Annotated in this window: 1 protein-coding gene; it reads right to left on the bottom strand. The window is 64.7% G+C overall.

Going from position 1 to position 1,672, the window contains the following annotated elements:
- Window positions 1-1,672, bottom strand: a 1,672-nt coding sequence (locus ACT3TS_RS19600; protein ID WP_444533204.1) for an ATP-dependent DNA helicase, incomplete at both ends; no start/stop codon positions are given.

Consider the following 1,672-nt stretch of genomic DNA (forward strand, 5'->3'; position numbering starts at 1 on the left):
GACTCGGGCTCCTCATGCAGCTCGTCATCACTGGCGGGGCTGGATTCGCACACGTAGGCGGTGTTGCTGTTCCGCCCGCGGGTCATGCCGACGTAGAACAGTTCGCGCGTCAGGCAACCTTGGGTAAGCAGGGTGTGGCTGGAACCGACAGTGATGCCTTGGGAGCGGTGTGCCGTCGTCGCGTATCCGAGCTCGGTGGATTCCGTGAGGTACTCGCTGCTCAGACGGATATCCCGGCCGGTGTCGAGCCGGCGACCCATCACTGATCCATCGCGGTCCGGCGTGGCGGTGATTGTGACGAGGGTGCCATTGCGGATGAAGTCACCGGCGTCATCGGTGAGGCGGCGATCGTTCTTGCGGGCAATGACGGTTTCACCGCGACCTGCGCAGAGCTCGTCGCTGAGCCGCACTGTTCGGACGGCATCAACAGTGCCCTTGTCCACCAGCTCGGCGTGGGCTCGTTCATTGAGGGCAGTGACAGTCTCGTTGTCAGGGGCGATGAGAATGGACGAAACCCCGGCCTGAACGTCCGAGGCCCACCGCTCATACGCCTGGTCAACCATCTCGGCGAAGTCACCATGACGAAAACGACCATGTGCTGCATAGGCCCGGATCGCCGCCACATCACCCACGCGCAACAGGAGTGACGCCGGTCCCTCCCACTCATGGCTGAACCTCCGCACGCTTGTCAGTTGAACCGCCTTGCCCTTCCGGTCCAACCAGCCCAGGATCCCGCCGGCATCGATCGCGTCCAGCTGCGCAGGATCACCCACCAACAGAATCTTGGCGCCCGCGTCGCGCGCCTGATGTACCAGCGCCGCCAATTGCACGGTCGATACCATTGACGCCTCGTCCACGATCACGAGCTGATCGCGCCGAAATTGCCACTGTTCGTGCTGCATAGCCAAGGCAGCCATCCGCTGCATCGTTCGGGCACGCTGCCACGACGAAGGTGGATCAGCAGTCTCCAAGTCCAGAAACTGTTCCGCCCGGTGGACAGCGCCTTGGCCGACCGTTTCATACAGCCACTTGGCCACATTCTCAGCGGCCAAACCCAGCTTCCTGCCCAGCACTTCCGCGCTGGCAGCCGCCGGGGCAAGTCCGACCACGCTGCCGGCACCGTAGGCCTGTTCCCATCCGTCACGGATAGCGGCCATGGTGGTGGTCTTGCCTGACCCTGCCGGACCAACGACGGCGTCAAGGAACCTGCCGCTGGAAAGCACCTCGTGCGCTGCGGCGCGTTGGTCCGGTGCCAACCCAAGGTGACCAGCAGTATGGTCACTCGTGGTGAGGAAAGTGTCGGTGAGGTGGGGCGCAATGGCGGGTCCGCCGTCGTCATTCCTGGTGTCCATGACCAATTGCTCGTTGGCGAGGATGCCGGCGTCCGTGTAGAGGCGGGCGCCGGGGAACTCGAAGACGGCGTGGCCGGCGAAGGCGATGTCATTGCTGGCGTTGAGCGGGAGGTTGTAGCGGTAGGCGTTGAGCGCTACGCTCTGGTACTCGGCTGCGCTGGCGACGGCGTCGAGCATGTCGCGGCGGTCGGCGGGGGAGTCGCACCGGATCTCGGCGCAGATGCGTTCCGCCTCGGCCAAGAGGTTCCAGCGGTTCCATGTGGCGCGGCGTTGCGCAACCGCCTGGCGGGTTGCGGCGGCAGCAGCGGTGATCCATAACC

Source organism: Specibacter sp. AOP5-B1-6 (assembly GCF_052376555.1).
Taxonomy (GTDB): Bacteria; Actinomycetota; Actinomycetes; order Actinomycetales; family Micrococcaceae; genus Specibacter.